General features: G+C 83.1%; 1 pseudogene. It reads right to left on the reverse strand.

The annotated features are described in order from the left end of the window. A pseudogene (locus EF903_RS34885) lies at positions 1 to 232 on the reverse strand (cell division protein); the annotation flags it as partial. Positions 233 to 2,070: the final 1,838 nt, after the last annotated feature.

Here is a 2,070-nt window from a genome sequence, read left to right on the forward strand (position 1 = left end):
CGGCGGAACCGGGCGCGGGCGCGGAGCCGTCGCGCGCACCGCGCGGACCGAGGGACGCCACCGGCACCGCGGGCGCCCTGTCCGGCGCAGCAGCGGGCCGCCGCAGCACCACGGGCCCGGCTCCGCCGGGCGCCACGGCCGGCCCCTCGATGCCCGGCCCGGCCGGAACGAGCGGCCGGCCGGACGCCAGCGGCAGCGGTGCGGCGGCGACGGCCGCCCGCGGCCCGGCCACCCGCACGGAGGGCAACGGCGCGGTGGGCAACGGCGCGGGCGGTGCGCCGGCGGGCGGGCGACCGGAACCGGCCGCGGTGGCCGGTACGGCCGTCGACGCCGAGGCTGGTGCCGGTGCCGGTGCCGGTGCCGCCGGACGCGTCGCCGGCGGGGCTGCGGGAGGCGTGGCGGAAGGGCTGATCGGTGCGCCGATCAGCGGCCGCCGCACACCGTCCGCCGCGGCGCGCTGCACACGCCTGACGACCGGACGGCGGCCCCCCGTACCCGCCACGGGGGAAATGGCGGGTACGGGGGAGACTGTGTCTTCCCGAGCGGGAGGAACGGCCGCGTCCGAGACGCGGCTCGGGGAGGCGGAGCCCGCCGCGGCACGTTCGGACCCGACGGGCCGCACCGTCCGCGCCGGCATCGCAGGACGCGGCGCGGACAGCAGCCCCCCGCGCCCCGCCGCCTCACTCCGCGCGACGGGCAGGGAAGCCCCACGGTCCGCCGGCGCCGCGGCCCGCACGACGGGCAGGCTGCCCGCGCGCCGCCGACCGGGTGCACCGCCCGCCGGTGCCGGAGCACCGGTCGGCGGGGTGCTCGGCCGCGACTCGGCCGCAGGTCCGCCATCGCGGCGTACGGGAGCACCTCCGGGAGGCGCCGCGGCCGCCGACGCGTCGCTCACGCGTCGCTGTACGGGCGCACCCGTCGCGGGGTTCGCCGGTGTCGGCGCACCGATGGCGGCCCCGGACACCGCTTCCCCGGCGGCATGCGGCGCCACGGCAGACGGTGCCACCGGGCTGTGGCGCGGGGCGATCGGCCGGAATGCGGTTCCTGATCCGCCGCCCCGGGCCGTCGCGGCTGCCGCGGAGTCGGCCGCGCGCCGCTGCGTCGGAGGCAGGCCGAAAGCCGGCGCCCCGCCGTGCCGGCTGCCGCCCGCGGGGCCCGAGCCCGACCGCGACCGGAGCTCGCCGTCCGCCGGGTCGGGGCGCGCGGCTGCGGCGGCGCGCTGCACGGACCCGCCTCGGGAGGCGTCAGCCGGGCCGGCTGTCCCACCACCGGCGGCGGCCGGCACGGATCCGGCAGACGGGTGCCCGGGCCCGGCGGATCCGGGCGGGACGGTCCGCTGCACCGACGGGACCGCCGGCCCGGCGGGAGCCGCAGAGCCGTGGCCGTCCCCGGCGGCGGCCGGTGACGCGGGAGCCGGTCCTTCCTGTGCGGCCGCGGACCGCTGCACCGGCGGGATCGCCGGACGCAGGCTCGCGGGGGGCGGCGCAGCGGAATCCGTGGGCGGTGCGGCCGGCGCCCTGCCGGCAGCGGGCCGTTGCGGCGCAGCGTCCGGCGCGGACGCCGGCCGGCCGGCCGCGGGCGGACCGGGAGCCACGGTGCCGTGCGCGGGGCCGGACGGTGCCGTGCGCGGGGCGCCCGGTGCCGCCGGCTCGCCCGTGGACCGCAGGAGCGGTGCAGGCGTCGCCTGGTCGACCGCGGGCCGGGCCGGTGCGGTCGTGGCCCGCTGCAAGGCTGCGCCCGGCACGGGCGCCGGGCGGCCGGCACCCGGTGCGGTCGGCGCTCCGAGGCCGGGGTCGGCGGACGGCCTGCCAGAGGCGGCAGAGGCGGCAGAGGCGGCAGAGGCGGCCGTGCGCGGGGCGCCCGGAGCCTTCGGCTCGCCCGTGGGCTGCCCGAGCGGTACGGCCGGCGCGGGCGCCGTGCCGCCGCCCGCCGGACGGGCTGCGGATGCGCGGGCCGGGGTGGTGGGCGCGGTGCCGGAGGGGTCCGTTCGCACGGAGGCCGGGGCGACCCCGTCGATCGTGGTCCGCGGCACGGGGGCCGGGGTGCCGGCGGCGGGCGGCACCTGTGCCC

The organism is Streptomyces sp. WAC05292 (assembly GCF_003949955.1).
Taxonomy (GTDB): Bacteria; Actinomycetota; Actinomycetes; order Streptomycetales; family Streptomycetaceae; genus Streptomyces; species Streptomyces globosus.